This window comes from Citricoccus sp. NPDC055426, assembly GCF_040677445.1.
Taxonomy (GTDB): Bacteria; Actinomycetota; Actinomycetes; order Actinomycetales; family Micrococcaceae; genus Citricoccus.
On record NZ_JBFARZ010000013.1, the window covers coordinates 1 to 25261 of the forward strand.

The window sequence follows — 25261 nt, forward strand, 5'->3', positions numbered from 1 at the left end:
CAGGCGGTAACGATTGCAGCCTCATGGACACAGTCCACGACAGGAAACCGCAGGTCAAGACAGGCCACCGATCCCCTGACTATAGATAACGACCGTTTCTGTCGCACCCCACAGCGCGGTAGCGAAGAGTCCCCGCAACGCTTGCCGATCAGCTCGCCGCCGAGCGAGTGATCTCGCGGTGGGGTTCGACCTCGACACGCTGCTGACGACGGCGCTCGGCACGCTCACGGAGGCGGGCACCGATGAGCAGGACCACGCTGACAGGGCCGATCCAGACCATTTTCAGGGCGTTCCAGATCGACCACAACACAACCAGGTGCAGCCACCTGGGACCGTTATCAGCGATGGCCTGCGCGCAGAGGTTCGCGATCAGCAGGTACGGGGTGGCGAGCAGCATCGCCGGGACGCCCCACCGCAACCCGCGCCTAGTGCGAATCGCGTCCAGCAGGATGTTGGTCGGCATCCAGGCGCGCAGGAGCAGGCGGGTACGAACGCTAAGGTTCCAGATCAGACGGATCATCGTGGACAGTCCTCTCCTCGGGGTTCCGTAGCGAACGAACTTCCCTGAGAGGGCCTTGTCGCCGAAGCGATGGGCCATGCCGCCGAACCTGTCGACGGCGCATATCTATGGCGCTACCTAGACATCATTCTACGACTGCACGCCGACATGAGGAAGGGCGCTGGCGACGGCCACCATCGGCCGCGTGTGCTCAGAGGCTCGGCCCTTGCCGGGTCGGGGCAGGTAGTCGGTGTTGCTGGTGGTGTTCGGGCTGGTCGGCGAGCTGGCGAAGTGCGGTCTCGGCTCTGGCGCGGTCGATCTTCTGTGCCGTGTTCTCCGGCGCCGGGCCGAGGGGCATGTCCTCGGTGAGGCCGTACCGGTCGCGGTAGGCGGCGACGGTGCGGGCGTGCCGGCGCCATGCCGCTGCCTTGCGGGGGTCACGCGGTGGCTCACCGAGGGTCCGCGTCCAGGGCTCCGCGGCGTCGCGCGCGGTGTCGAGTACCGCGTCTGCGCGGGTCTCGATCAGCTCTCGCCGCTCATCGAGGGCTTGCCGCATGTCGCGGGTCATCGGGCCGTCCGCGGAGGGGATGAGTCCGGCGATGAGCCGTGGCGTCTTGCGGGTGCGGCCTGAGCCGGCGGGGCGTGCGGTGGCGCGCGCAACGCGGTAGTGGAGGACGGAGGCGATGTCGTCGGCGTCTTCGAAGCCTCGCGCGGCTACCAGGCGCGGGAACAGGGTGTCGAGGTCGTGGTGGTTGGCCTCGGCGCGGCGCAGCTCGGCGGTGAGCGCACCGAACGTCTCGGACTCGATCACGGCGTCGATCTGGTCGGCAGTCAGACCAGAGGCACGGACGAGGGTGGCCCAGCGGTCTCGTTGTGCTGCGGCAGCAATCGTTTCGTACTCGGCGGCGAGCTGCGCGATAGAGCCCCAGTGCTCGTGTTCGGCGGTGATGGTCTCGTGTGCGGACAGCTCGGCCCCGGTGTGTTGGAGCACGCCGAACAGGACGGAGCGTCCGGTGGCGTCGGGGTTGTCGCCCGGATGCGGGTGGGCGTGTTCGTCGGCCCGGTCGAGGATGACGTAGGCGTGGTTGGAGTGCTTGCCGCGGGTCATCGCGACGTAGAGGTTCTCCCGCGTGGTGGTCGGCTCCACCAGCACGTGGGCGGTATCGACCGTGACGCCCTGCGCCCTATGCGCGGTGATCGCGTAGCCCAGATCAACATGGTCGGTCACGTAGCCGGCGGGCAGGACGATGGAGCCGCCGAACCGGCGGCCGGTCTTGCGGATGGTGACTGAGCCGTCGTCGCGGACGCCGGTGATGGTCCAGGTGTCGCCGTTGCGGACCCAGTCTTTGCCGTTGCGGAGGCGGCGGTCGTTGCGGCGGGTGATGATCGTGTCCCCTACCCCGGCAGTGGTGCCGTCGTTCAGCTCGACCTCCCGGCCCGGCTTCAACGTGCCGTCGAGGATCAGATCGGCACGGGCGCGCTGGTTGAGGGCGCTCACGTCCTCGCGGGTCTCGGCCACCAGCACCGACACCAACCCTCGCTCCCGGTCGGCGCGCCAAGCGGTGTAAGCGGCATCGGTCATCACCTCGGCGTCACCGTCGCGGATGCGGTCGTGGTCGAGGTAGGTGTCGATCACCTGCGTGCGTCCGTGCCGCAGTGCAAGGGATGCGGTCTTCTCCCAGGCGTTGGTGAACCGGTGCACGTCGACCAACTCGGGTGCATCGCCGCGGTCACCGACGAGAAGTCCGAACGCGCCGCCGGCGTCCACGGACTGGAGCTGTGCGTAGTCGCCGACCAGGAGCACCTTGGCCCCGGCTCGTTGGGCCAGGTGCGTGATCCGATCCAACGACAGAGTGCCGGCGAGGGAGGCTTCGTCGATGATGACGAGCTGCCCCGCCTCGAAGTCGGTGCCGTGGACGAGATGGTTCTGCCACCACTTCGCGGTGTTCTCCGTCGCGATCCCGAGGTCGTCGGCGAGAACCTGCGCAGCCACCGCGGACGGCGCGAGTCCAACCACGGAGCCCTTGCCGTGTTCCTTCTCCCACGCGCGCCGCAACGCGAACATCGCGGTGGTCTTCCCGGCGCCGGCCGGCCCGACCAGCACATCGAGCATCCGGCCAGAGACCGCGATCCTCATGAGCGCGTCGGCCTGATCCTCACCGAGCATCCGCCCCTCACGATCAGGCTTCGTGGTGACCTTCTCGACCGTCGCCAGCGGCACGGTCGGTCCGGTCAGGGCGCGGGAGCGTTCGAGCAGCCGGTCCTCGGCCGCGAGCAGCAGCTCGGAGGAGAACACGGTCGAGTGCTTCGGGCGGAACACGCTGGTGCCGTCCACCCGCCGAAACGCGGCCGGGCTCGTGACGAGGTCGGGCGGCGTCAACCGCAGCGATGCTTGCTCGGCGGCGTCGGCGATCATCCCCACGACGGCTTCGCGGTCGCGCATGGTGGCGAACCGCCAGCCCATCGTGTGCCGGGACGCCTCAGCCATCAGGTTCCACCGCCGCCACGTCGAGCGCTTCTCACCCACCACCTCAACCACGGTCTGCCCGAGTTCGGCAACGACCTCCAGCGGCACGTCGTCGGCACGCAGCAGCAACGCCTTGTCGTTGTCGGTGACAGTGCGCGCCCATCCGGTGGCGTCCTGACCGAGCACCCCGGTCGCGCGGGTGCGCCACTCGGCGGTGAGGTCGGCCAGCGACCGCACCTCCTTCTCCGGGCGTGTGGACAGGGTGGCTTGCGCGCGGAGCTTGATGATCGTGGCCGTGGAGGGCTGGCGACCGTGCCGGGCGACATACTCGGCGATCAACCGGTCCTTCTCGGCGTCGATGTGCCGGGCACGAGTCGAGAACTCCTGGACCAGCTCCTCCGGCACGGTGCTGATCGCCCACGCCGGGTTGCGGTCCCGGCCCATGTCGCGGGCTTCCCACTCGACGCCGAAGGTGCGCGTCATATGGTCGGCGAACACCGCCTCGTGCAACTCCGACAGCGCGACCACCGCGGCGTGCATCGGCCGACCATCCAAGCTCCGCCACTTCCCGTCGAACGCGGTCTGCACCTTGTTGGAGATGACGACGTGGGTGTGCAGATGGGGGTCGCCGGCGCGGGAGTCGAAGTGATCGAACGACGTCGCCACCAACCCGGTCACGTCAACCTGCGCAACGGCTCCGTCGCCGGCGGTTGCACCGGACCGCGTGGCTGCAACCTCCCGCTCCATGAACGCAACCACCTCCGCAACCGCCGCATGATGCGCCTCCCCGATCAGCGCCTGCGTCCCGGCATCAGCAACCGCCCACAACGCCGAGGCCGACTTCGGGATCGAGAAGGTGAAGTCGAACCCCGCCACCGCACGGCGCCTGCCGCGCTCGGTCTCCTCGGCCTCGATCCGCGCGACCGCCTCACCCTTCGCGCCAGGGCTCAGGCCGGGGTCGAGGTCGGCGATCCGGGCGTCGATCCGCTCCGGCACCGACTGGTAGGCGGGGAACGCGTGCCCGAGCGGGTCGCCGGTGATCGGGTCACGACCCATCCCCATCAAGAGCTGGAGCTGGGCCTCCGAAACCCGATCACCCACCGCGAGCTGGCCCTGGCCGAAGGAGGCGACGCCGGCCCCGAGCCATTGGCCCGGTGGTGTGCCCGCCTCCACGTAGTACCTCGTCAACGGCGTGGACAGCGCACGGTCGCCGTCCGCGGCCGCGACCGTGCGCAGCAGGTACTTGTAGCCGTCCCCGGCCGACATCACCCGCATCGAGACCGTCATGCATCGAAGGTGCGCGCGGCGACGATCGTGGCTCGTTGCATGGTGGTCGTGTCGCGCGGACCTCGTTCCGCCTCGGTCGTAGGATGGAGACGTGACTACGGACACACGGCACGAGCGGTAAGCCAGTTATCTGTGCTGCGCTCGCTATATAGAGGAGTAGAGCATGGCGCAGGATGTGTTTGTCAGCTTCGATTATGACCATGATGCGCGCCTGAAGGACCTGCTCATCGGCCAGGCCCGACTGCCAGATAGCCCGTTCGAGGTGGCCGACTGGTCAGTGAAGACTGCGAGCCCGACGTGGCGAGAGGACGCACGTCGTCGTATCCGCCGCTGCGACCAGGTCATCGTTCTCTGCGGTCAGCACACTGCTAGCGCGACAGGCGTGAGTGCTGAGATCGAGATCGCCCGCGACGAGGGTACGCCGTACTTTCTCCTGAAGGGCTACAACGTGACGTGTCAGCGGCCTACGGCAGCCTTGGCGAGCGACAAGCTCTATGACTGGACTTGGGACAATCTGAAACTGCTGATCGCTGGCAATCGATGAAGGAACCCACTCACGACACAGTGGAGCTCTACAAGTTGGCTGTCGAGATGGCCGATCGAGTCTCCGCTCGGCGCGGCCATGCTAATCAGTTCTACCTGACACTGCAATCGATCCTTCTTGGCGCTCCTGCTTTAGTTCAAGCAGTAGGATCACGAGGTTCCATCGAGCCGTTCTTGTCTTTTCTTCTTTGCGTTGTCGGCGTCGTCACAAGTGCGACCTGGTGGCTCCAACTGAAAAGTTACCGCGACCTAAACAAGGCGAAGTTTGCTGTCATCAACGCAATTGAGGAAGAGTACTTCGAGGTGCGTCCGTTCTTGGACGAGTGGAATCAACTTAAGAGTGACCCGATCGCCAGATGGCGTCCTAGATACGCTGAACTTGGTACGATCGAGAGAGTCGTCCCGGTCGTGTTTCTGCTGATAAACTTAGTGCTGGCTGTGATCGTATGGCTCTGAACTATATCGACGAGATCGCCGCGCGCATCGAGGCAACACTGGATCCGGAACAGCGACCCGACGACGACGCTTGGGCTCTCTATCGTCTGTATGCGTTGCTTGTACTGGTGAAGGGCGTGGACGTCTCGCTTGAAGACGTCCATGACGCTTGGTCTGTATGGATGGCGACGATCAATCCTAAGCACGATGCCCTCGTGCCCTTCTCTTCGCTCGATCCTGCGAAGCGATCGGAGGATGGTCCTTACGCGCAAGCGATAGCAGCCGTGGCGCGAGTGCTGAATAGTCAGTCGTTCGACGGCACAGGAGCGCGTTGATCTATGGGAAGTGCTGCACGCCCGCCGTCGTCACGTGCCGTGAAAGTCGAGATCGGACGGCAGCGCGTTGACGGCGATGACTCGCGTAGGTTCACGCCCGCCGCCATCACTTTCGATACACGCGCTCACACGCTGACTACCGAGATCAAAGATGACTGGGAAGAGCAGATAAAGAAGCAGTGGCTAACTAATCAATCGCATGTGAAAGAAGCGATTATCTACCAGTTCGGCATCGAAGACTTCGAGCAGAAGATTCGCGATTTCACCGATCTCGGTGTGGCGCCCTGGTCGGTTGTGGCGCTTCACAACGTCTACCTAGCGCAGGTGCGTAACGCCTTTGTCTCGGGGAGCTACTACTCAGCGCTTCTGGGGGCCTGCGGCCTTGGTGAACGAATACTGAATCAGCTAGTCCTGACATTGCGAGACGACTACTCATCGCATCCGGCGACTAAACACGTTGCTGGAAAGAAATCTCTCGATGACTGGCAAAAGTGCGTGCGGACGCTAAAGGAATGGGGTGTTCTCGACGAAGAGACCGCCCGTGACTACTTACGTCTCATGCGCATGAGGCACGCAGCCGTGCACTATCGCTCTGATCTCGACAGCGGTGACGCGCGCGACGCCGCACTGGCCGCTGTCGTTCTGTTATGCGAGCTGGTCCAGCGAATCTTCAGCCCTCATGGCCGAGATGAGAACTACTTTCCAGGCCCAATCGGACGCTCCTACGTGCGCCGTGATGCTGAAGCCATTCCTTTCGTCAAGCACTTCATACTCCCAGCTTGCGTGCTCGTAAGCCCTGTCTATCGATTCGTGGCCTCAGCGTCGGAACCAGGTGGATTCGCTGTCTACGACGATCCTGAGTACGGCCGCAATTCACCCTCTCTCAGCGATGACCAGTTCGCCGAGCCGTCGCGAGCGAGCCCTCAAGTTCAATACCCGTTCTGACCTCGGACAGCAACACCGATCGTGCCTCATGCCGCGGCTTAGGTGCTCATGGCGACTGCATCTTGACCTCGATGGATGGTGCTCGGATTTCGCAACGCGGGCATACCTGAGCATGCGCACGGATGGCGCTAGGTGTCGAGAAAATCCCACTCACTGCCAAGGACCCATCGCAACGCAGAGATTTTCCCGTTGAGCATGCCAAGTTCGAAATCTGAGTATGGTCCTAGCTCTCCCGGTTGCGTGTAGGTCCCCTCAACGCGTGCTCGCCCCTCGCCGGCGATTTTCCGTAACCGTTCGAGCCCGGCATAGTCGCCAGCATCCTCCAAATGGTACTCGTGTTGCAGTGAACGGTGGTACCAGATGCGATCGAAAAGCTCCTTCTCAGCGTCTTGGATTTCATCCAAGCGTCGCGGCTCCTCCACGAAATCGGTATCTGCGAACAGTTCCTCGATCTCTGGACTGAAGTGGTGACGAAGGACCCCGTTCAATCCGTCGACTCCCAGTGCGTAAGTGGAATGCTCCGATGCGAAGGCTGCCGAGATGTCTGGATGCGGCAGCCGCTTGTCCCCATTGGGTAATGAGAAGTCCTCGCTGTTGGACGTAACGAACGCATGGGGGTGTTGCGCAAGATCGACAGTTGCAATCGCGGTTGCGTACAACTCGAGCAGCAACGCGTCGGCGACACTGTTGCGCGAGCGGTGAAAAGGTGCTCGCTTCGAGAGACCTCGTTCGACCGCCGCGTGGCGTTCCGAGTCCGTGGCCTCCACTGCGCGGCCACCACGGAGCAGATCGAGGACTTCATCGAAGTTGCGGGTCGTCATCGCGCCAATCAGTGGTGCGTGGCGTGCAAGGTCTTCAACGGTCCTGAGCGCCTGCTCGGTGTCGGTGCCGCCGAAGTCATCAAGATCCTGTCGGATCAGTTTGAAGCGCTGAGCGACACTAGCGGTCATCGACGCCTCGACACGCTCTCGATTGCGCTCATACTCCTCGATGACGAGCGACGGCACGATCAACTCGACCTCACCCTGATGAACAAGGACGCGGAGGGCAACGATCCATCGCTGACCGTCACGTCGTTTGGACAGGTCTAGCCACGTCGAGGTGTCAACCAGCAAGTTGAGCATGGTACTCACGTTATCCGTCACCGACAGCTCCGAGCCGTAGTCGGCGACGAGGCGGGGGTCCGAGGCGCACGACGAAGGGGGCACCCTCCCTCGACCTGCAAGACGCGTGGCAGCTCAGAGAGGGCTGAGCGGGGAGACGGATCGGCGTCGGGCTGCCGGTCGAGAGCGGACGCGCTCCGTCGGGTTATCGGCGGGGTTCCGCGGGCGACCAGGCGGGATCGTGCACCTGGCAGGTGATCAGCCCGGCGACAGGGCGCCGTGAGGGGCTCGGGTTCGGGGTCACCGAACTGCCGGAGCCTTCATGCACGACCACACCCCGTCTGGTGAGCGTCGTCTGCGGGTCGGGTCGCTGTTGTCTCGATACGGCGGACTCGATCTGGCTGTCAAGTATGTCTTCGACGCCGAGACGATCTGGTTCTTCGAGATCAACGAACCCGTCGCCCGCCACTGGCCCGACGCGCTGAACCTCGGTGACGTCACCAGCATCGACTGGAGCGCCGTCGAACCGATGGACATCCTCTGCGGTGGCTTCCCCTGCCTCAATGTCAAGCCTGGGAGCGAAGCGCTCGGTCAGCGTACCCGGATGTCGCACGGTGTCAGTGCTGGGTGTCGTAGTGGTCGCGATGGGTCTGGACAGTGTCCATGTGGTCTTGCGCCCAGACCCTGAGCTGCCGGGTGGTCCGGTGGAGCGAGAGACCGAGGTCTGTGAGCGCGTAGTCGACGGTGGCGGGGACAGTCGGGGTGACCGTGCGGGTGATGAGGCCGTCTCGTTCCAGGGATCGAAGGGTTTGGGTGAGCATCTTCTGGCTGACACCGGCGATGAGGCGGGAGAGTTCGGAGTACCGCATAGACGCCGGCTCGCCGACGCTGCCGGTGCCGTCGCCGCCGAGAGCACAGAGGATGAGCACGACCCATTTGTCGGCGAGCCGGTCGAGGAGCTGACGGCTCGGGCACACCGCGAGGAACGCGTTGTACGCGCTCTTGGCCCGCTCGCGCTTCTCGGCCGCGGTCGTCGTCGCCATCATGTCCGCCTTTCCACAGGAGGTAACGCACTCCGAAGTGCGTACTTCCCAGAAGAGAGTTGCTCTCCAACACTGATACAAGACGGTGCGGAGCACCACCCCTGATCCGAACAAGGAAGGCACGACACGATGACCACAGCGTCAATCACGCTCCCGGCGGCACCTGGAACCTTGGCGAACGGAGTGTCACCCGCTTCGGCTACGGGGCCATGCAGCTCGCGGGACCCTGGGTGATGGGGCCACCGGCTGACCATGACGGCGCGATCGCGGTGCTACGCGAGGCGGTCGCGCAGGGCGTCACGCACATCGACACCAGCGACGCCTACGGCCCGCGGGTCGCCAACGAGTTGATTCGTGAGGCGCTGCATCCGTATCCGGAGTCGGTACTGATCGCCACCAAGGTCGGCGCGAACCGCGACGCCGAGGGCGGCTGGCCAACCGCGCGCACTCCCGAGGAGCTGCGCCAGCAGTTCCGGGACAACCTTGAATCCCTGGGGGCCGAGCGCCTCGACCTGGTGAACATGCGCATGGGAGATGCCAACGGCCCCCAGCCAGGCTCGATCGCCGAAGCCATGGAGACCCTCGCCGGCCTCCAGCAAGAGGAATTGATCGGCCAGCTCGGAGTCAGTAACGTCACCGCTGAGCAGGTTGCCGAAGCCCGCGCGGTGACACCGATCGTCTGCGTGCAGAACATGTACAACCTCGCCAACCGGTGGGACGACCATCTGATCGACAGCCTCGCCGCCGACAACATCGCCTACGTCCCCTTCTTCCCCCTCGGTGGGTTCTCCCCGCTCCAGGCCGATGCGCTCACCGCCGTGGCAACCCGTCTGGAGACAACCCAGATGGCTGTCGCCCTTGCTTGGCTGCTGCAGCGCTCGGAGAACATCCTCCTCATCCCTGGGACCTCGAAGGTCGCGCACCTGCGCGAGAACATCACCGGCGCCAGTTTGTCCCTCACAGAACAGGACCTCGCCGAACTCGACAACATCAACTCCTGACGACCCGATCCAATCAGGGAGACGCCTCACGCAGCCCGACGCATGTCCGGGACATCGTCCTCCTGACCACGGCAACTACTAGTGGACGTGGGCATGGCTCTCGATCTCGGCTCGCACTTGCGCCATGTCGAGCGCCCGTACCTGTGTGATCAGGTCGTCAAGCGCGGGCCTCGGGAGCGCACCGGCCTGGAAGAACACCCTGATCGAGTCGCGGTAGACCGCGATTGTTGGTAGCGCGCGGATTGCGAGTGACTCAGACAACTGCTGCGCCGCCTCCGTGTCGACCTTGCCAAAGAGGATATCCATGTGGCTCTCAGATGCTGCCTCGTACACCGGCGCAAACGCCTTGCATGCACCGCACCAGGTAGCCCAGAAGTCAAGGATGACGATCCCTTCCCGCTCGGTCACTTCGCGGAAGTTCTTGTCTGTCACATCAACCGTTGCCATCTTCCGTCCAATCGCTCGGTGAGCTAACAATGGACCCCAGGGTCCACTCTCATGATTGCCGATCTTCGCGAGCGGCGCAAGCGCCATGGGCCTTAAGCCAAAGGGCTGCCGGGAGAGCGCAGCGCCTTCCCTACGCGTTCGACTTGAACGTGTTCTGGACCCTCAAGTCCACAGATTCTAGGAGCCGGGCGAATCTCAGGGTCGCTGCGCTGGCCGAGCGGGGTGGGGCGCAGTCACGCAGAGTTGCTCTCCGTCGAGTACGCCCGCACCTGTGCGATGGCCATGTCGAGGACCACCCGCATGGGACGGACGTCTCGGGCCGTCTTAGCGAGTAGGTAACCTCCTTGGAGAGCAGCCAACAGCCCAGTGGCCAACGCGTGCGCCTCGGCGCTCGGGATTAGCACGCCGCGCTTCTTCAGCTCTTCAATCGCATCAGTCAAGAGTTGGAGCCAGGCGTCAAAATGAGCAGCAATGACTTTCCGTGTGTCTTCGTCATGATCAGCGATCTCATTCGCCAGCGCTCCTAGTGGGCACCCATAGGCGCCGTTTCGGAGCGCATTGCGTTCAACTAGCTCATCGCGCCAGAGTTCGAGTCCGCGCAGCGACTCGACCCTCGCAAGGCGACGGCGCTGCTGTGACAGCAGTGCCTCTGCACGTGCCTCAATGACTTCTTTCACCAGTGCGTCCTTCTCAGCGAAGTGCTGATAGAGCTGCGACTTCGACGTCCCACTCGATGCACGGACGTCGGCCAGAGTCGTCGAGGCAACGCCGCGCTCGTACATCAACTGATCGGCTGCCTCGATAATCCGTGCCTTCGTTGCGGCGCCGCGCGCCGTCAAGCGGCGCGGGCGGGGGCCGCTGGCGCTGTCAGTCATACCCCAAGGCTAATCGCCTCGGGTTGGGCGGTCTCTCGCCCGCACTCAGGTGCCAACGACCATCGGCGTGGACCACCCTTGCGAGCAGCCGACGAGAGCCTCATGTCGTACTTCAGGATCGGGGCCCTCGCGGTTGGGCATGGCTGTGCAGTCGTCAACCGTCACCGGACCCTTCGGGGGCGGCGAGGCGGATCTCGACCCCAGATGCCCGGGCCCAAACCTCAGAACCTTGCTATGTTGCCACGCTGGGCGAACTCCGCTCCGGTAGTACCCAGCCGTCGCGGGGGAAGTGGCACGTGTAGCCGTTCGGATACTTCTCCAGGTAGTCCTGGTGCTCGGGCTCCGCCTCCCAGAACGGACCGACCGGCTCGATACTGGTAACTGCCTTACCCGGCCACAGACCCGATGCGTTCACATCCGCGATCGTGTCGCGGGCGATCCGCTCCTGCTCCGGCGTCACCGGGAAGATCGCGGAGCGGTAACTCGTCCCTCGGTCGTTCCCCTGACGGTTCAGCGTCGAGGGATCGTGGATCTGGAAGAACAGCGCCAGGATGTCCCGATAGCTCGTCTTCGAAGGGTCGAAGACGACCTCGATCGCCTCCGCATGGCCTGGGTGGTCGCGGTACGTCGGGTGTTCGTTCTGCCCACCCGTGTACCCGACGCGGGTTCCTAAGATGCCCGGCTGGCGACGGATTAGGTCCTGCATGCCCCAGAAGCACCCGCCAGCCAGAACGGCTGTCTCCGCTCCCGAGACCTGCGCGATCGCTCCGCTGTCGTTGGTCCCGCTGGTCATGCGGTGGCTCCCTTCGTAGAGTCCTGGTCGGTGTCGAACAGTGCACTGAACTGGCCGTAGCCCTCCTCGACGAGCTTGGAGGCAGGAACGAAGCGCATCGCGGCCGAGTTCATGCAGTACCTCTGGCCCCCGGCGGCGGCGGGTCCGTCGTGGAATAGGTGCCCGAGATGGCTGTCGGCGCCCGCCGAGCGCACCTCGGTGCGGATCATGCCGTGCGTCCGGTCCGCCTTGGTCGTGACAGCGTCGGCGGCGATGGGCGCCGTGAAGCTCGGCCATCCCGTGCCGCTGTCGTACTTGTCGGTGGACGAGAACAGCGGCTGACCCGAGACGATGTCGACGTAGATGCCAGGCTCGTGATTGTCCCAGTACTCGTTCCGATAGGCCGGCTCTGTGCCGTCCTGCTGCGTCACCCGATGCTGCTCGTCGCTCAGGCGGCTGAGCAACTCAGGGGTCCTGCGGTAGTCGTTGGTGGTCACTTTGGCTCCTCCTAGCAGGTGACGCGCGGCCGCGCCATCACGTGCTGTAACGGACCGGGCGGTCCAACTATTCCACATGTCCTGCGTTAGAGTCGAGGCCAGACGATGCGTCGCCCCCGAGGCGGGGCGGCTGGTCTCGCGACGACCGACAAGACCGATGTCACGCGGCTGCTAGGGTCAAACCAAGACTCCTCGGCGATGCAGGTCCGGCGACAGAGGTTGGAGAGGAAACGGCATGAACGAACCCGAGGACCTGGGTCAGGTGACAGGAAGTATGGACCCACAGGACCAGAATCAGGCTGGTGGCGCCTTCACGGACACAGGCGCACGGCATGACGAGCCCGATGCCAGGTCGACGAACCTCGAGGACGGCACGTCGTTCTCGATCGCAGTGGATGCTCAGGCCAGCGCCTTCGTCGCAACCAAGGATGGCGTCGAATTCGGAGCCGTCCCGTTCGCGGACAAGAACGGCAGAGTGACGCTGTTGGCGACCTCGATCCTGCCGGACTACCGAGGACAGGGCTTGGCGACCGAACTCACCCGCAGGGTGCTGGACAGCATCCGCGCGGAGGGCAAGAGCGCGACCGTGAGGTGCCCCGTGTTCCGGTCCTTCATCGAGCGCAACCCCGAGTACGCCGCCATGGTGGACATTCCGGGCACTGGACGGGACGGTCGCGACGATGCCTGAGCCCGGCACCGAAGACCCGAAACCGGTACTCGGGAGTCTCCGGTTCGAGAACACTCGCTTCGACCCAGACATCACCCCGTTCCACGAACTTGCCAAGGACATGGCCGCACAGTTCGGGTACGCCGCAGAGCTGTCGGCGGACCGTGTCCTGCTACAACTCCTTCGTCTGCGCGTCGCACAGCTCAACCCCTGCTCCTACTGCCTGATTCTCCACGCCGAGGTGGCGGCCAGGATCGGGATCCGGTCCGAGCAGACCGCACACCTGGCGTCGTGGCGCGAGAGCGCCATGTACTCGCCCGGGCAGAGAGTCGCGCTCGCCTACTGCGAAGGTCTCACCTTGTTCCGTCACGAGGAGATTCCGGCCCTGCACAAAGAACTGCGGCTCCACTTCACGGAGCGCGAAGTCGCCGAGATCGCCGCGGTCGTCATCAACATGAACGTGTGGACCCGCCTAAAGCTGGCTCAGGGTGCCACTCCGAGCCTGGCGTCGTCCGGAACACCTACCCAACATCGCTCCCTCGTGAGCGACGCCGACCGTTCGCGCGGGCCACAGTAGAGAGTTCCCGGAGGAAGGGGTAGCCATGACAGTGATCAACAGCGGTTTCGGAGGACGAGGTGGCTCCAGTGACCCGCGACTGCCTCCTGGGCAGACCCACGTCTACGACTGGCCGGTGCTCTCGACGGGACCCACGCCCAATGTCGACGAGAGCCGATGGAGCTTCACGATCACGACCGAGGACCAGGTCGCGCACCGATGGAACTGGAGTGAGCTTCAGGAGGTGGGCGTCGAAGACATCGTCACCGATATCCACTGCGTCACCCACTGGTCGAAGCTGGACATGGCTTGGCGTGGCGTGCCCATAGACCGGCTGTTCGAGGATGTCGAGACCAGTTACGACTATGTGATGGTCCGTAGTTACGGCGGATACACCACCAACCTCCCTCTCGAGGATCTGCTCGATGGTCAGGCATGGGTAGCCACCGAAGCGGAGGGCGAGCCTCTCAGGCCCGAGCACGGAGGTCCTGCTCGACTTCTCGTGCCTCACCTCTACTTCTGGAAGAGCGCGAAGTGGGTTCGCGGGATGGAGATGATGCCCTCGGACGACCCGGGGTTCTGGGAACAGAACGGCTATCACCTCCGTGGCGACCCGTGGCGGGAGGAGCGCTACTGGTGATCACCTCTAACCGAGTCCGGTGGCACCTCGGGCGGGTGATCAGTCGGCAGTTTGAGACCGGCTCGGCCGTGCGTCTTGAACTGGCTGTGCCGACCTGGCCTGGAAACGACGCCGGAGCTCATCTCGACATCCGGCTCACGGCACCGGGCGGGTACCAGGCGTCCCGGTCTTACTCGCTGGCGTCTTCGGGTGAGTCGACACGGGTCGTGCTGGTGGTCCAGGAGCTACCCGGGGGCGAGGTGTCGCCGTTTCTTGTGCGTCAGCTCGCGGAAGGTGAAGAAGTCGAGGTACAAGGACCGCTCGGACGCTTCTTCGTCTGGATCCCCGCTGAGCCCGAGCAGTCACCGGTTCAGCTCATCGCGGGCGGCTCAGGGGTTGTGCCCTTGTTCTCGATGGCCTCGGCGCGTGAACGTGAGTTGAAAGGTGCTGAGTTTCGGCTGCTGTACTCGGTCCGCAGTCCGCGCGATGAGTTCTTCGCTGACGAACTGGCAGAGCTCTCACGAACCGTCGTCGAGATTGTCTACACGCGCGAGTCAGCACCTGGAGCGGGCCGGCCACCTGGACGGCTGACGCGTGAGGCGCTCGCAGCGTCGACCTTTCCCGCGTCGCTGTCGCCACGCATCTTCGTCTGCGGACCGACATCGTTCGTTGAGGCCGTCGCCGGTTGGCTTGTCGAACTGGGCCACGACCCCACGCAGATTCGTACGGAACGATTTGGAGGCAGTCGATGACTCACGTCGACGGAAACGCCCTCGCGGGTGCGTTCGCGACTGCTCTCGGTATCGAGATCACTGTGACGGTCGGCAGGTGCCGGGGCTGCGGCAGCTCTTTCAACCTCGCCTGCGCGCATGTCTTCATCACGGCCATGGGTGCAGTCATGCGATGCGGCCATTGTCAGGCGGTCCTGGGCGTCATCGTCCGCGGTTTCCGAGAGACGCTAGTGAACCTCTCGGGCCTGGACTACATCAGGGTGCCCCGCCTATGACTGGTCCGCTCGTCGCGATCGCGGCTTCTACCAGGCAGGAGGCTGCGGACTGATGCTTCGCATCTACGACAGTGCTGTCCGGGAGCTACGTAGCTTCGTCCCGCTGACCCCAGGACGAGTCTCCATCTATGTGTGCGGGCCGACCGTGCAGTCCGCGCCGCACATCGGGCACCTTCGTAGCGCCCTCGTCTACGATCTCTGGCGACGCTGGCTCACCCACCGCGGCTACGCGGTCACCCTCGTTCGCAACGTCACCGACGTCGACGACAAGGTTCTGGACCTAGCAACCGAGACTGAACCATGGTGGGCACGCGCCTACCGTGTCGAGACGGAGTTCGCGCGCTCGTACACCGCGTTGGGTGTTCTCCCGCCAACCCATGAACCCCGAACCTCCGGTCACATCCCGCAAGCACTGACCCTGATCGAACGACTCCTTCGCCGCGGACACGCCTACGTCGCCGGCGACGGCTCCGGCGACGTCTACTTCGATGTCAGCAGCTGGCAGGCATACGGCACGCTCACCCGGCAGACCCCCGACGCCGTGGTGGACCCTGACGAAGGGCCTGGCGGGGCAAAGACCGATCCCCGCGACTTCGCGCTTTGGAAGGGAGCCAAGCCCAGCGACCCAGCATCCGCTCGTTGGCGCTCACCATGGGGAACCGGCAGGCCGGGATGGCACATACAGTGCTCGGCGATGTCCAGGCACTACCTCGGCCGTGCATTCGACATCCACGGAGGTGGCCTCGACCTGCGGTTCCCGCACCATGAGAACGAGCTTGCCCAGTCCACCGCAGCAGGCGAGGAGTTCGCCAAGTACTGGGTGCACAACGGCCTCGTCACCGTCGGCGGTCAGAAGATGGCCAAGTCGCTAGACAACTCTCTGTATGCCGACGAACTCCTCCGCCGCGTCGGCCCGGCGACCCTGCGTTACTACCTGCTCAGCGCGCACTACCGCAGCGCCTTGGACTATCACCAGGAAGCCCTCGCGCACACCGAAGCTGCGGTCACGAGAATCGCGACCTTCCAGCGCCGCGCACGAACACAGCTCGCGAACACAGCATCCGACGTCCCGAAGCCGCCCATTGCCTTTGCGGCCGCGCTCGACGACGATCTGAATGTTCCAGCGGCGCTCGCGGTATTACACGACCACGTGCGCGCGGGCAACATCGCTCTGGATAACGGCGATGCAGCTGCCGTCATGTCCGCGTACGAATCGGTGCTCGCGATGACCGAAGTGTTAGGAGCCGAGCCCGGCGGCTTCACGACCGCCCCGCGAGCCGACGTGCAGAGCAGCACGATCTCTACCCTCGTCGAGGTCCTGCTCGCGAATCGCTCTCATGCGCGAGACGCAGGAGACTTCTCCACAGCCGACCGCATCCGGAACGAACTGGCTAGTGCTGGGATCGCCATCCAGGACCACACCTCCGGCACCACCTGGACGCAGGCGTAGCCAGCTCGTGCACGATGGCCGAATATTCCCAGTCCGGGGTGATCCGATCAGAGCAGGAGACCGAGTGAAGCGTCCGCCAGACGTCGAACCGTCATAGAGGCAGAGCTGTCTCGCTTGTCCGCCACAGTGTCGGTACCAAGCGAGGCGTCAACCCACGCCTGCACAATGGTAACCGCGGCCGGAGCGTCCAGGTCGGCGGCTAGTGCCGATAGCACGGCCTGCACGACCGGTGCTGCCGGCGCCCCGCTACCGAGCGCCAGGGCACGCCGCCACTGCTTCAACGTGACGAGTGCGGCAGGGAGTTCGGCGTCTGTCCACTGCCAGCTTGATCGGTAGTGGTGCCGCATGAGGGCGAGGCGGATGGCCACAGGGTCCACTCCTTGCTTTCGCAGAGAGGAGACGAAGACCAGGTTTCCGCGCGACTTCGACATCTTCTGGCCGTCGTAGGCAACCATCCCGGCATGGACGAAGGTCTGCGCGAACCGATGCTGTGGATGAATGACATGACCGAGTCCTGCGGACATCTCGTGGTGCGGGAATGCCAGGTCTCGTCCTCCACCCTGTACGTCGAAGGATGGTCCCAGATATTCCTGGGCGATTGTGGTGCATCCGATGTGCCATCCGGGTCGTCCCGGCCCCCACGGACTGGGCCAGAACGGCTCCCCTGGCCGCTCGCCGCGCCAAACCAGACAGTCGAGCGGATCGCGCTTGCCTTTCCGGTCGGGGTCACCACCACGCTCGGCGAAGTCCTTCAGCATCACGTCGCGGTCGAGTGACGATATACGGCCGAAGGATGGGTCGGCAGACACCTCGAAGTAGAGGTCGATCCCCACTCGGTAGATGGAGCCGCGTTCTTTCAACATCTCGATGCGAGAGATGATCTTGGTGACGGTCTCGGCAACCCCGATGTAATGCGCGGGTGGCAGCACGCGTAAGGCTGTCATGTCCTGCCGGAATCGCTCGATCTCGCGTTGTGCGAGATCACTCCAGGGAATGCCTCGCGCGTGGGCGCGTTCCAGCAGCGGGTCATCGACGTCGGTCACGTTCTGGACATAGATGACATCGCGCCCAGCGTTTCGAAGGGCGCGGTTAAGCAGATCGAAGCCGACGTAGGTGGCCGCATGGCCGAGATGAGTGGAGTCGTACGGTGTGATACCACAGACGTACATCCGCGCGGCGTCGTCCGGCCGCAACGTCACCAACGATCGCTTCTCAGTGTCATAGACCGAGACTGCGGGCCCGTGCACATCCAGGCGTGGAATCTCTAAACGGGGCCATGCCAACATGTCGTGGTCCTCGTAGTCGATGAAGCCACACCAGAGGATTCGGCGTGGATTCCTGATCCTGCTGACAGAGTGTCGCGAGGGGTCATGCGGGCGTCCACCCGCGCAGGAATGCCAGCACCTTGGCTTCGGATACCTCACAGGGCCGTAGGTGCTCTGCTTTGCGAGTGCGGTACACGTTGGCGCTGATCAGGTCTTCGCCTCCTAGCTCTTCGGCCGAGATGCTGATGCTCTGGCCCTGCACTCGCGTGGTCCGGGTCAATCCGTATGAGCGACCTTCGTATGCGACGACGGTCCAGCCTTCAGGAACCCGGTCGACCATTGCCCGCAAGCTGGCCGTGGCCTGACTCGCACCATCATGCTCGGGAGGCATCGAGTGGAGAGAGCTCGAACTGTGAAAGGCCGGGGCAGAACTCCTCCTCACGGCATGGCTCGTGGAATCGTCCGCGGGCTCTGGGACTCGTGCCTCAGAAGGCATGTGCTCTCCTCCGCAGTTCACTCTGCGGCGCTCAGCGCGACGCGGATGGAGTCGAGAGCCATGTCGAGCGCGATTGCCATGCTGCGCTCGTCCCGTGTGGTCTTGACGAGGAGGTACCCGCCTTGGACAGCCGCCATCAGACCGACGGCGAGTTCCTCAGCATCTGCGTCCGGCCGTAGCTCGCCTGAGTCCTGCATGCGCTCCAGTCCGAGACGGAACCAGTGCTGCCAGACGCTGAATCCTCGCTGGAGATTCTCACGCGCAGTCTCAGACCGGCCAGCGATTTCGCTCGCCAGCGACCCCATCGGACAGCCGTGAGCACCTCGCCAACCACGCACTCCTACCACGATCGCATCCCGCCAACGCTCGAAGCCGCGCATCGTGCGCAGGTCGTCGAGGAATGGTGCCTGCTCGCCAAGCACCCGCTCAATCTGGGCCCTCACGACTGCCTCAACCAACTCGGTCTTGTCCGAGAAGTAGTGGTAAACCTGAGACTTGCCCGTTCCACTGGCCTCTATGACATCGTCAACGCTGGTGGCCTCGACGCCCTGCGAGTACATGAGATCGGCGGCTGCCGCGACGATACGCAGGCGAGTGGCCTCGCCCTTGGCGGTCAGCCGTCGCGGCTTCTTCTCACTCACCGTGCTCCCGATCTGGACTGAACCCGCCAGCCTCGGAGGTCACGATGAGTCCTGCGATCGAGTGGCTCCCGTCCGCGGTTTCTCAGCCGTACCGCCACCTCCCGGTACGTCAACGGCACCTGACGACCGGTCGCGTTCCCACTGCTCAAGAACCGAGTTGATGGCATGACTGATCGAGTGCAGATCGGCTTCGGTGTTCTGAGAGATGTGGAACGTCTCGATGTCTCGCGCACGGTCCCGGTCCGACTCCCGTCGCTGAGTGAGCAGAATCAGCGGTCCCTGCAGAGCCGCGACGATCGCCAGAGCCGTTCCTAGATAGTCCAGCATGGCCGTCGGGTGGGGATAAAAGAGCGGCAGGATAGTGTTCACGACAAACCACGCGAGAATCGCCACCACCAGGATTAGCAGGAACGGCCATGAGCCCGCGACGCTCGCCACCCAGGCAGCGGCCTTGTCTCCGGGGCTCGACCGCGCTTCTCTGAACATGCTGAGTTGGTGCCCGCAGTGCGGGCAAGCGAACATCTCGCGGCCAACGCTGTCGTTGGAGTGGTCGCCCGCCTCCGGCTCGGCGTGGTGTCGAGAAGCGCTGCGGGAGCCAGGGCTATCTCCCGTTCCAGCGTCTGGTGATGGTTCTGTCCGCTCGTCGCGTCCCGGCTCGGTCATCGCTCTCGCTCTCCCCGGGCGCTCTCCCCGGCACTGGCGCGTTCCTGCGCGATTTGCTCACGGAAGCGCGCGTCCTCCTGTTTCACCGCTGTCGCACCGAGTAGGACCTCGTCGATCTCCGCGCCGGGGATGATGACCGCCCCCGATCCGTCGGCGAGAACGTAGTCGCCCGGCATGATGCCGACACCATCCAGCACCACGGGAACGTTCGCCTGGTGTGGAGTGATCAGCGCACCGCCAGCCTCGACCGCTTCCCCGGCGCAGTACGCGGTGAACCCGTACGTTCGAAGCTCGGCGTAGTCCCGGAGCCGGCCATCTGTCAGCACCCCGTCGAGCCCGTAGTGGTGAACGCGGCCAAGCTTCGTTCCACCACCGACCGAGACGCCTGGATGGCCGTTGGTCGCGAGCACGAGGACCTTTCCCTCGGCGTCGTCGCCAACCGCCTCACGGATCAGCGATCGGAAATCGTGTACAGCGGGGTCGACGCTGGCAGCGCAACTGGGGAAGAAGGCGATAGTCACGACTGGTCCGAAGAGGACCCTGCCGGGGGTGGGACTCTCCAGCCCCAGGATGTGCGCACGGTGGCGGTGACGACGACCCAGCGCATCGACCACGTCGGCACAACTGATCTGCTCGGCCTGGGCACGCCGATGCTCGGCACCCCAACCGTTGGCCACACGAGGATCTCCACTCACAGCACATCACGATGCCAGAGCCATTTATGTACCGTCAAGTACGATCTTTGATACCAATGGCGTGAGTATGGGTTGGGAATCTCGCAGCCTGCGATGCCCTAGTTAGGTCCAAGACTGAGGTAGAACTCGTTCTATAGTGCGCTAAGTCTCCCGCGCATGACGGTGACATCTCCCGCTCGGGAGCTACGACACGTCTCACCCCCTTCGCCCGCGACTCGACACCGACGCGGCGACCGCGAACTCAGCCACAGGCGGTCAATTGTACTATCTGCTACATTTTTTACCGTGATGCCCGGTGGGAGACCACACACGCGGCAGAAGCCGTGGCAGGCCCTTGGGCGGGGATCCAAGCACCATTGCTGCCGGAGGAGAGGACCAAGAACGCCGACTATGACCACCCCGACTTCACCATGGCGCGACCGGTCGGCCAGTGGGCTGCTCGCCGCGACGCGCTGGGGTAGGGCTGCCCGACCCCCCCTCTGGGGGTCAGCCCCGTGACGTCTCTGGTTCCTAGACCTCGTGGCGCCCCACCAGCGACCGCAATGAGAGGCTGCGCGCCATGACCCGGCCCACGCCTGGTGCGGGTCGGCCGTAGCAGGCATGTATGCCTTCGGCGCGCCTTCAACCAATCATTGCTCGCACTTGCAGCATCCGTGTGCCTATCGCGCCCGTGGCGCATGACTGCGTCAAGCTGATCTTCGTCCGCGCAGGATCTGCGATCGTGCTCAGCGAGTTTGGTGAGAAGCCCGTCTGCGCCGGTGACGTCGTGGCCCTGGGTGCCAACACCCTGTGTGGTGGCGAACCCGAAGATCTTGTCACCGTCACCACGCTCTACCTGGACCGAGACTACGTCGTCGACCAGGTCTTCTGGCAGCATGCCGAGCTGCTTGCAGACCGGCTCGATGCCCATGACTTCGCCGACGAGATCTACTCCGAGTCGGCCCAGATACTCCGCCTCGGAGAGAACCGCACTCGGATGTTCACGCCACTCCTGGACGAGCTGGTCGCGCTCAGTGTTGACGGACCGTGCACCAAGAGGTTCTACCGGACGCAGGCCCTGCTCTTTGCCGTGCTCGATGTCGTGAGCCCGTATGTGAAGACCTCGCCCGTATCACGAACCACGACCCAGAAGAGGACGGGTCGTCCTGGCACACCACGTTACCGGCGGTTCGCGCCCCTGCGGGCCGAGGCTCGCGAAGCGCTCGACCTGCTTCGCAATGCACCGGCCGAGGACTGGACACTCGGTCGACTCGCCGCCGGAGTACATCTATCGCCCTCACAGCTCGGGCGGATCTTCGTGGACGCTTACGGCAAGACCCCCATGACGTACCTCACTACTGTCCGAGCCGAGCATCTGGCTCGGCTGCTGCGTGAGACTGACCTGTCTATTGAGGCAGCGATGCGCGAAGTGGGGTGGCGCAGTCGCGGTCATGCCGCGCGGATGTTTCGCCACGCCGTAGGTGTCACACCAACTCGCTATCGGCTGATGATCCGGCAGAGAGCGGCCGCCTGATCCTGAAGGTACACATCGCAGCGTCGACGGTACGGATCTCCGCATCCTTCCCGCCTGCTGGCAGGGAACGCGCCAAGGGCTAGTAGTGGTGGGGACTCGCCGGGTTCACCGCCGTGCCTGACGGTCACATGGCTTGTTTCGTTGTCCGTCTGCCGTTGCTGGTTTTCGCGGCGTACCTGATGGTCACCGAGCCTGGTCGGCCCGGTGCTCAGGGTATCGGGAGGACACGCCGATGGCGAAGACACGAGAGCAAGCGCAAGCCGCAAGAGAGGCCAAGCTCGACGAGCTGCACGAGAGCCTGACCGGCGCGGTCGAAGAACTGGTGTCCGGGCCGGATTGGGCGCGCGCGTTGACGTTCGCGGCCCGGTTCCGATCGAGGAGCTTCAACAACACCCTGCTGATCTGGGTCGCCCACGCGGAAGCATACGAGCAGGGCCGGGTGCCGGAGCCGTTCCCCTCGTACGTGGCCGGCTACAAGCAGTGGCAGGCCCTCGGACGGCAGGTGGAGAAGGGCCAGCCGGGCTACCAGATTCTCGCGCCGGTGACGGGCAGGTTCGCCTCGGCTACACCGCAGGATGCGGAGTCTTGGCGCCGGCTCGGTAAGGGTGAGAAGCCGCGTGCCGGTGAGGTGGTGCGTTCCAAGATGGTCGGCGTCCGACCTACATATGTGTGGGACGCGAGCCAGACCGCCGGTGACCCGATCCCCGAACCCCCGGCACCGCGGGTGCTGGAAGGCGAAGTGCCCGCCGGGTTGTGGGGCGGTCTGGCGGCGCAGGTCGAGGCGGCCGGGTTCGCGGTGCTGCGGGTACCGCACGAGGGCATGATCCACGGCGCGAACGGGATGACCGACTACACCGCGAACACCGTGGCGGTGCGGGAGAACATGGATCCCGCCGCGCAGGTCAAGACCCTCGCCCACGAACTCGGCCACGTCCTCCTCCACGGCCCCGACGCCGAGGATGTCCGTCAGCATCGCGGCATCGGCGAGGTCGAAGCCGAGTCCGTGGCGTTGATGGTCGGTGCCGCCCACGGAATGGACACCTCCGGGTACACGATCCCGTACGTGTCGACCTGGGCGACACGGGTCGATGGCACGGAGCCGGTGGAGGTGGTCAAGGCCACCGGGGAACGGGTCCGCAAGACCGCCCTGGCGATCCTGGACCAGCTCGACACCGCGCAAGTCGGTGACGGTACCCCGCCCGGTTTGGACCGGGCGGCGGCCCACCGCGAGACACCCGCGCACGTACCACCGGCACCGGAGCCGGTGCCGTCGCGGCAGGTGGCGTCGCTGCCCGAACCAGGTGCACGCCCCGTCCCGGTGCCGGCGCTCGAGGGGCGGGGACTGTGATGGCCGAGCACGGCGCGGTCTCCTCAGTGCTGCTGCGGATGAGCGGAGCGTGGCCGTTGTCGGCGGCCGCGCGGGAGTTCGCGTCGGCGGGGGTGCCGGTCTTCCCCTGTGTGGCGTATGGGAAGCGGCCGGCCACCGGACACGGGTTCCACGACGCCACCACGGACCTCGATCAGGTGCAGGCGTGGTGGCGGCAGTCGCCGGGCGCGAACATCGGTGTCCCGACCGGCGCCGCCTCCGAGGTCGTCGTGGTGGATCTGGATGTGCACGGCCCGGTCGACGGCCGGACCAGTTTCGACCGCGCCATGCGCGCCGGCCTGGTGGACGGGTGGGAGCTGCTGGTCCGCACCCCCACCGGTGGACTGCATGCCTACTACCCGGCGACACCCGGGACGGAGCAGCGGTCGTGGCAGGCCGGGCGGGCCGGGATCGACTTCCGCGGCGACGGCGGCTACATCATCGTCCCGCCCTCGACCCGCTCGATCCAGGGCACCACGGTCGGCTACCAGGTCGAGACGATCAACACCCGCCCCGCCGGCCTGCTGGACTCAAACGCGCTGCGGGACTTCCTCGACCCCCGCCCCGCACCTCGTCCACGGCCCGAGACCTGGCAGCCGGCGGGCCGGGACGATGCGCAGCGGCTGGCGGCGTGGCTGGACCGGCAGGACACCGACCGCAACCTGAAGCTGTTCTGGGCGTCCTGCCGTCTCGCCGAAGGCGGGGTCCCGCTCAACGATGCCCTCGACGCCGTGCTCACGGCAGCGAAGTCGGACTTCGGGCCACGAGAGATCACCGCCACGGTCCGGTCCGCCTACCGCACCGTCCGCGGCGAACCTGCCCGACACGGCCCATCGTCGCCGCCGGTACGCGGTGCGTCGCCGCAGGTCGCGGACGGCTGGTTCCGTCGCGACGCAAGCGCCGCAACGGGGACATCGAGGGTGCGGGGGCTGTGATGACCACCCCGGCCGCGAGCAGCACGGTCGCGAGCAGGACGGCGGGTCGCCGATGGGCGGTGATGACGGCGGTGTCGGGGACGGTGTTCATCGCCGCCGGCGCGTTCTGGCTGTCCTTCACCGCGCTGGCAGACCTCGCGGCCCGAAGCGGCATCGGTACAGAGCAGGCGTGGGCGTGGCCGCTGATCGTGGACGGCATCATCGTCGTCGCCACCGTCGCCGTCGTCGCCCTCGCCGGCCAGAAGTCGGCCTGGTATCCCTGGGCGCTGCTGATCGGCGGCGCCGCGGTGTCGGTGACCGCCAACGCGATCCACGCCGTGGTCGCCGCCGACGCCGACGTACCTGGCGTACTCGCTGCGAGTGTGGCGGCGGTGCCGCCGGTGGTGCTGGCAATCACCCACCTGACCGTCATCCTCACCCGCCCCACACCCGACACCGCCAGCCCTGATGACCCCGCCAGTCTCGCGGCGCCCGAACCCGCGGTCCTCGACGCGCCGACGCAGCCACGCCGTGTGGAGCTGACCGTGCCACCCCGCCCAGATGACCCGGCGCCCGGAATGCAGGCGCCCACAAGTGACACGCCAACCGCCGCAACGGAGCGAAGGAGCCAGGCGGCCGAGCTGCGGCGGCGGGGCTGGTCGAACAAGCGCATCGCCCGCGAACTCGGCGTGCACCCCTCCACGGTCGGGCGCTGGTTCGCCGGTGCGCACCTTTCTGACAGCAACGATGGTGAGGAGGCGACCCGATGAACGGGAACCCACACGAACAACACGAGCGGCGACGGCCGATCCCTGAGCCCGAGCGCGAACGGGAGCTGGCCGAATCGACCGGCACGCCGGACGCGGTGGGAGCCGCGCACATTCGCCGCGACGACCAGGAGCACACGCCCGCTGGAAGGCGGGCGCGGGGTGTGGAGTGGGTGCGACCCACCGACCTGATCGCCCGGCACGGGGCGACGCTGTCGGGGCGGGGTATCGACTTCGAGGCCGAGCTGGCCCGCCGCGCCCGCGCCCCGATCGCGAACCGGCTGCAGGACCTCACAGACCGGGCGCGACGGTTGCCCCCGTTGTCCGCCTTCGGCCGCAGCGGCAACGCGTCGTCGGGGCCGGTACGCGCTGGTGTCGGAATGAACAGGTGACC

Annotated in this window: 30 protein-coding genes; 18 read left to right on the forward strand and 12 right to left on the reverse strand. The window is 65.3% G+C overall.

Going from position 1 to position 25261, the window contains the following annotated elements; translation table 11 throughout:
* Positions 1-148: 148 nt before the first annotated feature.
* Together AB0K08_RS14845 and mobF are read right to left on the reverse strand one after the other, a co-directional pair.
* Positions 149-520: a hypothetical protein gene (locus tag AB0K08_RS14845; protein WP_051988614.1), complete on the reverse strand. Its 372-nt coding sequence runs from the start codon at positions 518-520 to the stop codon at positions 149-151.
* 190 nt (positions 521-710) lie between these two features.
* Positions 711-4253 carry a MobF family relaxase gene (gene mobF / locus AB0K08_RS14850; protein ID WP_143554015.1) on the reverse strand — a complete coding sequence of 1181 codons (3543 nt, stop codon included), beginning with the start codon at positions 4251-4253 and terminating at the stop codon, positions 711-713.
* A 163-nt stretch (positions 4254-4416) separates the two neighbouring features.
* On the opposite strand from mobF, the gene AB0K08_RS14855 reads away from it, so the two are divergent.
* The 4 genes from AB0K08_RS14855 to AB0K08_RS14870 are packed head-to-tail and all read left to right on the forward strand — an operon-like array spanning position 4417 to position 6511.
* Entirely contained in the window at positions 4417-4797 is a 381-nt protein-coding gene (locus AB0K08_RS14855) for a TIR domain-containing protein (RefSeq protein WP_006591162.1), read from the forward strand.
* On the forward strand, positions 4794-5252 hold the full coding sequence (locus AB0K08_RS14860; protein ID WP_006591161.1) for a hypothetical protein: 459 nt from the start codon (positions 4794-4796) through the stop codon (positions 5250-5252). Before AB0K08_RS14855 ends, AB0K08_RS14860 begins: the two co-directional genes overlap by 4 nt.
* Positions 5243-5566 carry a hypothetical protein gene (locus AB0K08_RS14865; protein WP_006591160.1) on the forward strand — a complete coding sequence of 108 codons (324 nt, stop codon included), beginning with the start codon at positions 5243-5245 and terminating at the stop codon, positions 5564-5566. The genes AB0K08_RS14860 and AB0K08_RS14865 overlap by 10 nt, the downstream gene beginning before the upstream one ends.
* 39 nt (positions 5567-5605) lie before the next feature.
* The gene (locus AB0K08_RS14870) at positions 5606-6511 is read left to right on the forward strand and encodes a hypothetical protein (protein ID WP_157551416.1); all 906 of its coding nucleotides are present in this window, start codon (positions 5606-5608) and stop codon (positions 6509-6511) included.
* Positions 6512-6639: 128 nt separating this feature from the next.
* On the opposite strand, the gene AB0K08_RS14875 is transcribed toward AB0K08_RS14870, so the two are convergent.
* Positions 6640-7635, reverse strand: a complete 996-nt coding sequence (locus tag AB0K08_RS14875) for a PIN domain-containing protein (protein ID WP_006591158.1) — start codon at positions 7633-7635, stop codon at positions 6640-6642.
* Between the two features lie 301 nt (positions 7636-7936).
* Here AB0K08_RS14875 and AB0K08_RS14880 point away from each other — a divergent pair, with 301 nt between their 5' ends.
* A complete protein-coding gene (locus AB0K08_RS14880; protein WP_006591157.1) occupies positions 7937-8302 on the forward strand; it encodes a DNA cytosine methyltransferase in 366 nt (121 codons plus the stop codon).
* On the opposite strand, the gene AB0K08_RS14885 is transcribed toward AB0K08_RS14880, so the two are convergent.
* The gene (locus AB0K08_RS14885) at positions 8232-8660 is read right to left on the reverse strand and encodes a helix-turn-helix domain-containing protein (protein ID WP_314301328.1); all 429 of its coding nucleotides are present in this window, start codon (positions 8658-8660) and stop codon (positions 8232-8234) included. The genes AB0K08_RS14880 and AB0K08_RS14885 overlap by 71 nt on opposite strands.
* Before the next feature lie 101 nt (positions 8661-8761).
* Here AB0K08_RS14885 and AB0K08_RS14890 point away from each other — a divergent pair, with 101 nt between their 5' ends.
* The gene (locus AB0K08_RS14890; protein ID WP_040562036.1) at positions 8762-9658 is read left to right on the forward strand and encodes an oxidoreductase; all 897 of its coding nucleotides are present in this window, start codon (positions 8762-8764) and stop codon (positions 9656-9658) included.
* Positions 9659-9736: 78 nt separating this feature from the next.
* Here AB0K08_RS14890 and AB0K08_RS14895 read toward each other — a convergent pair whose 3' ends face one another.
* From AB0K08_RS14895 to msrB, 4 genes are all read right to left on the reverse strand, one after another.
* On the reverse strand, positions 9737-10105 hold the full coding sequence (locus AB0K08_RS14895; protein WP_006591154.1) for a thioredoxin domain-containing protein: 369 nt from the start codon (positions 10103-10105) through the stop codon (positions 9737-9739).
* Positions 10106-10338: 233 nt separating this feature from the next.
* On the reverse strand, positions 10339-10980 hold the full coding sequence (locus AB0K08_RS14900; protein WP_075812450.1) for a TetR/AcrR family transcriptional regulator: 642 nt from the start codon (positions 10978-10980) through the stop codon (positions 10339-10341).
* A gap of 232 nt (positions 10981-11212) precedes the next feature.
* On the reverse strand, positions 11213-11773 hold the full coding sequence (gene msrA, locus AB0K08_RS14905) for a peptide-methionine (S)-S-oxide reductase MsrA (protein WP_006591152.1): 561 nt from the start codon (positions 11771-11773) through the stop codon (positions 11213-11215).
* Positions 11770-12249, reverse strand: a complete 480-nt coding sequence (gene msrB, locus AB0K08_RS14910; RefSeq protein ID WP_006591151.1) for a peptide-methionine (R)-S-oxide reductase MsrB — start codon at positions 12247-12249, stop codon at positions 11770-11772. The genes msrA and msrB overlap by 4 nt, the downstream gene beginning before the upstream one ends.
* Before the next feature lie 235 nt (positions 12250-12484).
* On the opposite strand from msrB, the gene AB0K08_RS14915 reads away from it, so the two are divergent.
* The 6 genes from AB0K08_RS14915 to cysS are packed head-to-tail and all read left to right on the forward strand — an operon-like array spanning position 12485 to position 16547.
* Positions 12485-12937 (forward strand): GNAT family N-acetyltransferase, encoded by a 453-nt coding sequence (locus AB0K08_RS14915; RefSeq protein ID WP_006591150.1) that lies wholly within the window; start codon positions 12485-12487, stop codon positions 12935-12937.
* On the forward strand, positions 12930-13493 hold the full coding sequence (locus AB0K08_RS14920; protein ID WP_006591149.1) for a carboxymuconolactone decarboxylase family protein: 564 nt from the start codon (positions 12930-12932) through the stop codon (positions 13491-13493). Before AB0K08_RS14915 ends, AB0K08_RS14920 begins: the two co-directional genes overlap by 8 nt.
* 25 nt (positions 13494-13518) lie before the next feature.
* A complete protein-coding gene (locus AB0K08_RS14925; protein WP_006591148.1) occupies positions 13519-14112 on the forward strand; it encodes a molybdopterin-dependent oxidoreductase in 594 nt (197 codons plus the stop codon).
* Positions 14109-14843, forward strand: a complete 735-nt coding sequence (locus AB0K08_RS14930) for an FAD-binding oxidoreductase (protein WP_006591147.1) — start codon at positions 14109-14111, stop codon at positions 14841-14843. Before AB0K08_RS14925 ends, AB0K08_RS14930 begins: the two co-directional genes overlap by 4 nt.
* Complete coding sequence (locus tag AB0K08_RS14935) at positions 14840-15097, forward strand: DUF6510 family protein (protein ID WP_006591146.1); 258 nt, start codon at positions 14840-14842, stop codon at positions 15095-15097. Before AB0K08_RS14930 ends, AB0K08_RS14935 begins: the two co-directional genes overlap by 4 nt.
* 49 nt (positions 15098-15146) lie before the next feature.
* On the forward strand, positions 15147-16547 hold the full coding sequence (gene cysS, locus AB0K08_RS14940; RefSeq protein WP_040562003.1) for a cysteine--tRNA ligase: 1401 nt from the start codon (positions 15147-15149) through the stop codon (positions 16545-16547).
* A gap of 47 nt (positions 16548-16594) precedes the next feature.
* Here cysS and mshC read toward each other — a convergent pair whose 3' ends face one another.
* From mshC to AB0K08_RS14960, 4 genes are all read right to left on the reverse strand, one after another.
* Positions 16595-17833 carry a cysteine--1-D-myo-inosityl 2-amino-2-deoxy-alpha-D-glucopyranoside ligase gene (mshC, locus tag AB0K08_RS14945; RefSeq protein WP_006591144.1) on the reverse strand — a complete coding sequence of 413 codons (1239 nt, stop codon included), beginning with the start codon at positions 17831-17833 and terminating at the stop codon, positions 16595-16597.
* Between the two features lie 492 nt (positions 17834-18325).
* Positions 18326-18949 carry a TetR/AcrR family transcriptional regulator gene (locus tag AB0K08_RS14950; protein ID WP_006591142.1) on the reverse strand — a complete coding sequence of 208 codons (624 nt, stop codon included), beginning with the start codon at positions 18947-18949 and terminating at the stop codon, positions 18326-18328.
* A 39-nt stretch (positions 18950-18988) separates the two neighbouring features.
* Complete coding sequence (locus AB0K08_RS14955) at positions 18989-19435, reverse strand: DUF1003 domain-containing protein (RefSeq protein ID WP_157551415.1); 447 nt, start codon at positions 19433-19435, stop codon at positions 18989-18991.
* A gap of 173 nt (positions 19436-19608) precedes the next feature.
* Positions 19609-20307, reverse strand: coding sequence for an RraA family protein (locus AB0K08_RS14960; protein ID WP_363355793.1), 699 nt, complete (start codon positions 20305-20307; stop codon positions 19609-19611).
* A gap of 323 nt (positions 20308-20630) precedes the next feature.
* Between AB0K08_RS14960 and AB0K08_RS14965 the strand changes: the two genes are divergently transcribed.
* The 6 genes from AB0K08_RS14965 to AB0K08_RS14990 all read left to right on the forward strand — a co-directional run bounded on the left by AB0K08_RS14965 (position 20631) and on the right by AB0K08_RS14990 (position 25259).
* The gene (locus tag AB0K08_RS14965; protein WP_363355795.1) at positions 20631-20768 is read left to right on the forward strand and encodes a hypothetical protein; all 138 of its coding nucleotides are present in this window, start codon (positions 20631-20633) and stop codon (positions 20766-20768) included.
* 143 nt (positions 20769-20911) lie between these two features.
* On the forward strand, positions 20912-21820 hold the full coding sequence (locus AB0K08_RS14970) for an AraC family transcriptional regulator (protein WP_075812452.1): 909 nt from the start codon (positions 20912-20914) through the stop codon (positions 21818-21820).
* 232 nt (positions 21821-22052) lie between these two features.
* Complete coding sequence (locus AB0K08_RS14975) at positions 22053-23168, forward strand: ArdC-like ssDNA-binding domain-containing protein (protein ID WP_075812454.1); 1116 nt, start codon at positions 22053-22055, stop codon at positions 23166-23168.
* Positions 23168-24121 carry a bifunctional DNA primase/polymerase gene (locus AB0K08_RS14980; protein WP_187344347.1) on the forward strand — a complete coding sequence of 318 codons (954 nt, stop codon included), beginning with the start codon at positions 23168-23170 and terminating at the stop codon, positions 24119-24121. The genes AB0K08_RS14975 and AB0K08_RS14980 overlap by 1 nt, the downstream gene beginning before the upstream one ends.
* Entirely contained in the window at positions 24121-24870 is a 750-nt protein-coding gene (locus tag AB0K08_RS14985) for a DUF2637 domain-containing protein (protein WP_314301331.1), read from the forward strand. The genes AB0K08_RS14980 and AB0K08_RS14985 overlap by 1 nt, the downstream gene beginning before the upstream one ends.
* Positions 24867-25259 carry a hypothetical protein gene (locus AB0K08_RS14990; RefSeq protein WP_075812458.1) on the forward strand — a complete coding sequence of 131 codons (393 nt, stop codon included), beginning with the start codon at positions 24867-24869 and terminating at the stop codon, positions 25257-25259. The genes AB0K08_RS14985 and AB0K08_RS14990 overlap by 4 nt, the downstream gene beginning before the upstream one ends.
* Positions 25260-25261 lie beyond the last annotated feature (2 nt).

Excerpts from the sequence above, each read along its gene's own strand:
- AB0K08_RS14880 (WP_006591157.1), top strand. The coding sequence starts at position 7,937 with ATGCACGACCACACCCCGTCTGGTGAGCGTCGTCTGCGGGTCGGGTCG.
- mobF (WP_143554015.1), bottom strand. The coding sequence starts at position 4,253 with ATGACGGTCTCGATGCGGGTGATGTCGGCCGGGGACGGCTACAAGTAC.
- AB0K08_RS14865 (WP_006591160.1), top strand. The coding sequence starts at position 5,243 with ATGGCTCTGAACTATATCGACGAGATCGCCGCGCGCATCGAGGCAACA.
- AB0K08_RS14935 (WP_006591146.1), top strand. The coding sequence starts at position 14,840 with ATGACTCACGTCGACGGAAACGCCCTCGCGGGTGCGTTCGCGACTGCT.
- AB0K08_RS14860 (WP_006591161.1), top strand. The coding sequence starts at position 4,794 with ATGAAGGAACCCACTCACGACACAGTGGAGCTCTACAAGTTGGCTGTC.
- AB0K08_RS14895 (WP_006591154.1), bottom strand. The coding sequence starts at position 10,105 with ATGGCAACGGTTGATGTGACAGACAAGAACTTCCGCGAAGTGACCGAG.
- AB0K08_RS14980 (WP_187344347.1), top strand. The coding sequence starts at position 23,168 with ATGGCCGAGCACGGCGCGGTCTCCTCAGTGCTGCTGCGGATGAGCGGA.
- AB0K08_RS14985 (WP_314301331.1), top strand. The coding sequence starts at position 24,121 with ATGACCACCCCGGCCGCGAGCAGCACGGTCGCGAGCAGGACGGCGGGT.
- mshC (WP_006591144.1), bottom strand. The coding sequence starts at position 17,833 with ATGTTGGCATGGCCCCGTTTAGAGATTCCACGCCTGGATGTGCACGGG.
- AB0K08_RS14925 (WP_006591148.1), top strand. The coding sequence starts at position 13,519 with ATGACAGTGATCAACAGCGGTTTCGGAGGACGAGGTGGCTCCAGTGAC.
- AB0K08_RS14915 (WP_006591150.1), top strand. The coding sequence starts at position 12,485 with ATGAACGAACCCGAGGACCTGGGTCAGGTGACAGGAAGTATGGACCCA.
- AB0K08_RS14990 (WP_075812458.1), top strand. The coding sequence starts at position 24,867 with ATGAACGGGAACCCACACGAACAACACGAGCGGCGACGGCCGATCCCT.
- AB0K08_RS14970 (WP_075812452.1), top strand. The coding sequence starts at position 20,912 with ATGCCTTCGGCGCGCCTTCAACCAATCATTGCTCGCACTTGCAGCATC.
- AB0K08_RS14920 (WP_006591149.1), top strand. The coding sequence starts at position 12,930 with ATGCCTGAGCCCGGCACCGAAGACCCGAAACCGGTACTCGGGAGTCTC.
- AB0K08_RS14955 (WP_157551415.1), bottom strand. The coding sequence starts at position 19,435 with ATGTTCAGAGAAGCGCGGTCGAGCCCCGGAGACAAGGCCGCTGCCTGG.
- AB0K08_RS14975 (WP_075812454.1), top strand. The coding sequence starts at position 22,053 with ATGGCGAAGACACGAGAGCAAGCGCAAGCCGCAAGAGAGGCCAAGCTC.
- AB0K08_RS14900 (WP_075812450.1), bottom strand. The coding sequence starts at position 10,980 with ATGACTGACAGCGCCAGCGGCCCCCGCCCGCGCCGCTTGACGGCGCGC.
- AB0K08_RS14845 (WP_051988614.1), bottom strand. The coding sequence starts at position 520 with ATGATCCGTCTGATCTGGAACCTTAGCGTTCGTACCCGCCTGCTCCTG.
- AB0K08_RS14855 (WP_006591162.1), top strand. The coding sequence starts at position 4,417 with ATGGCGCAGGATGTGTTTGTCAGCTTCGATTATGACCATGATGCGCGC.
- AB0K08_RS14885 (WP_314301328.1), bottom strand. The coding sequence starts at position 8,660 with ATGATGGCGACGACGACCGCGGCCGAGAAGCGCGAGCGGGCCAAGAGC.
- msrA (WP_006591152.1), bottom strand. The coding sequence starts at position 11,773 with ATGACCAGCGGGACCAACGACAGCGGAGCGATCGCGCAGGTCTCGGGA.
- AB0K08_RS14875 (WP_006591158.1), bottom strand. The coding sequence starts at position 7,635 with ATGCTCAACTTGCTGGTTGACACCTCGACGTGGCTAGACCTGTCCAAA.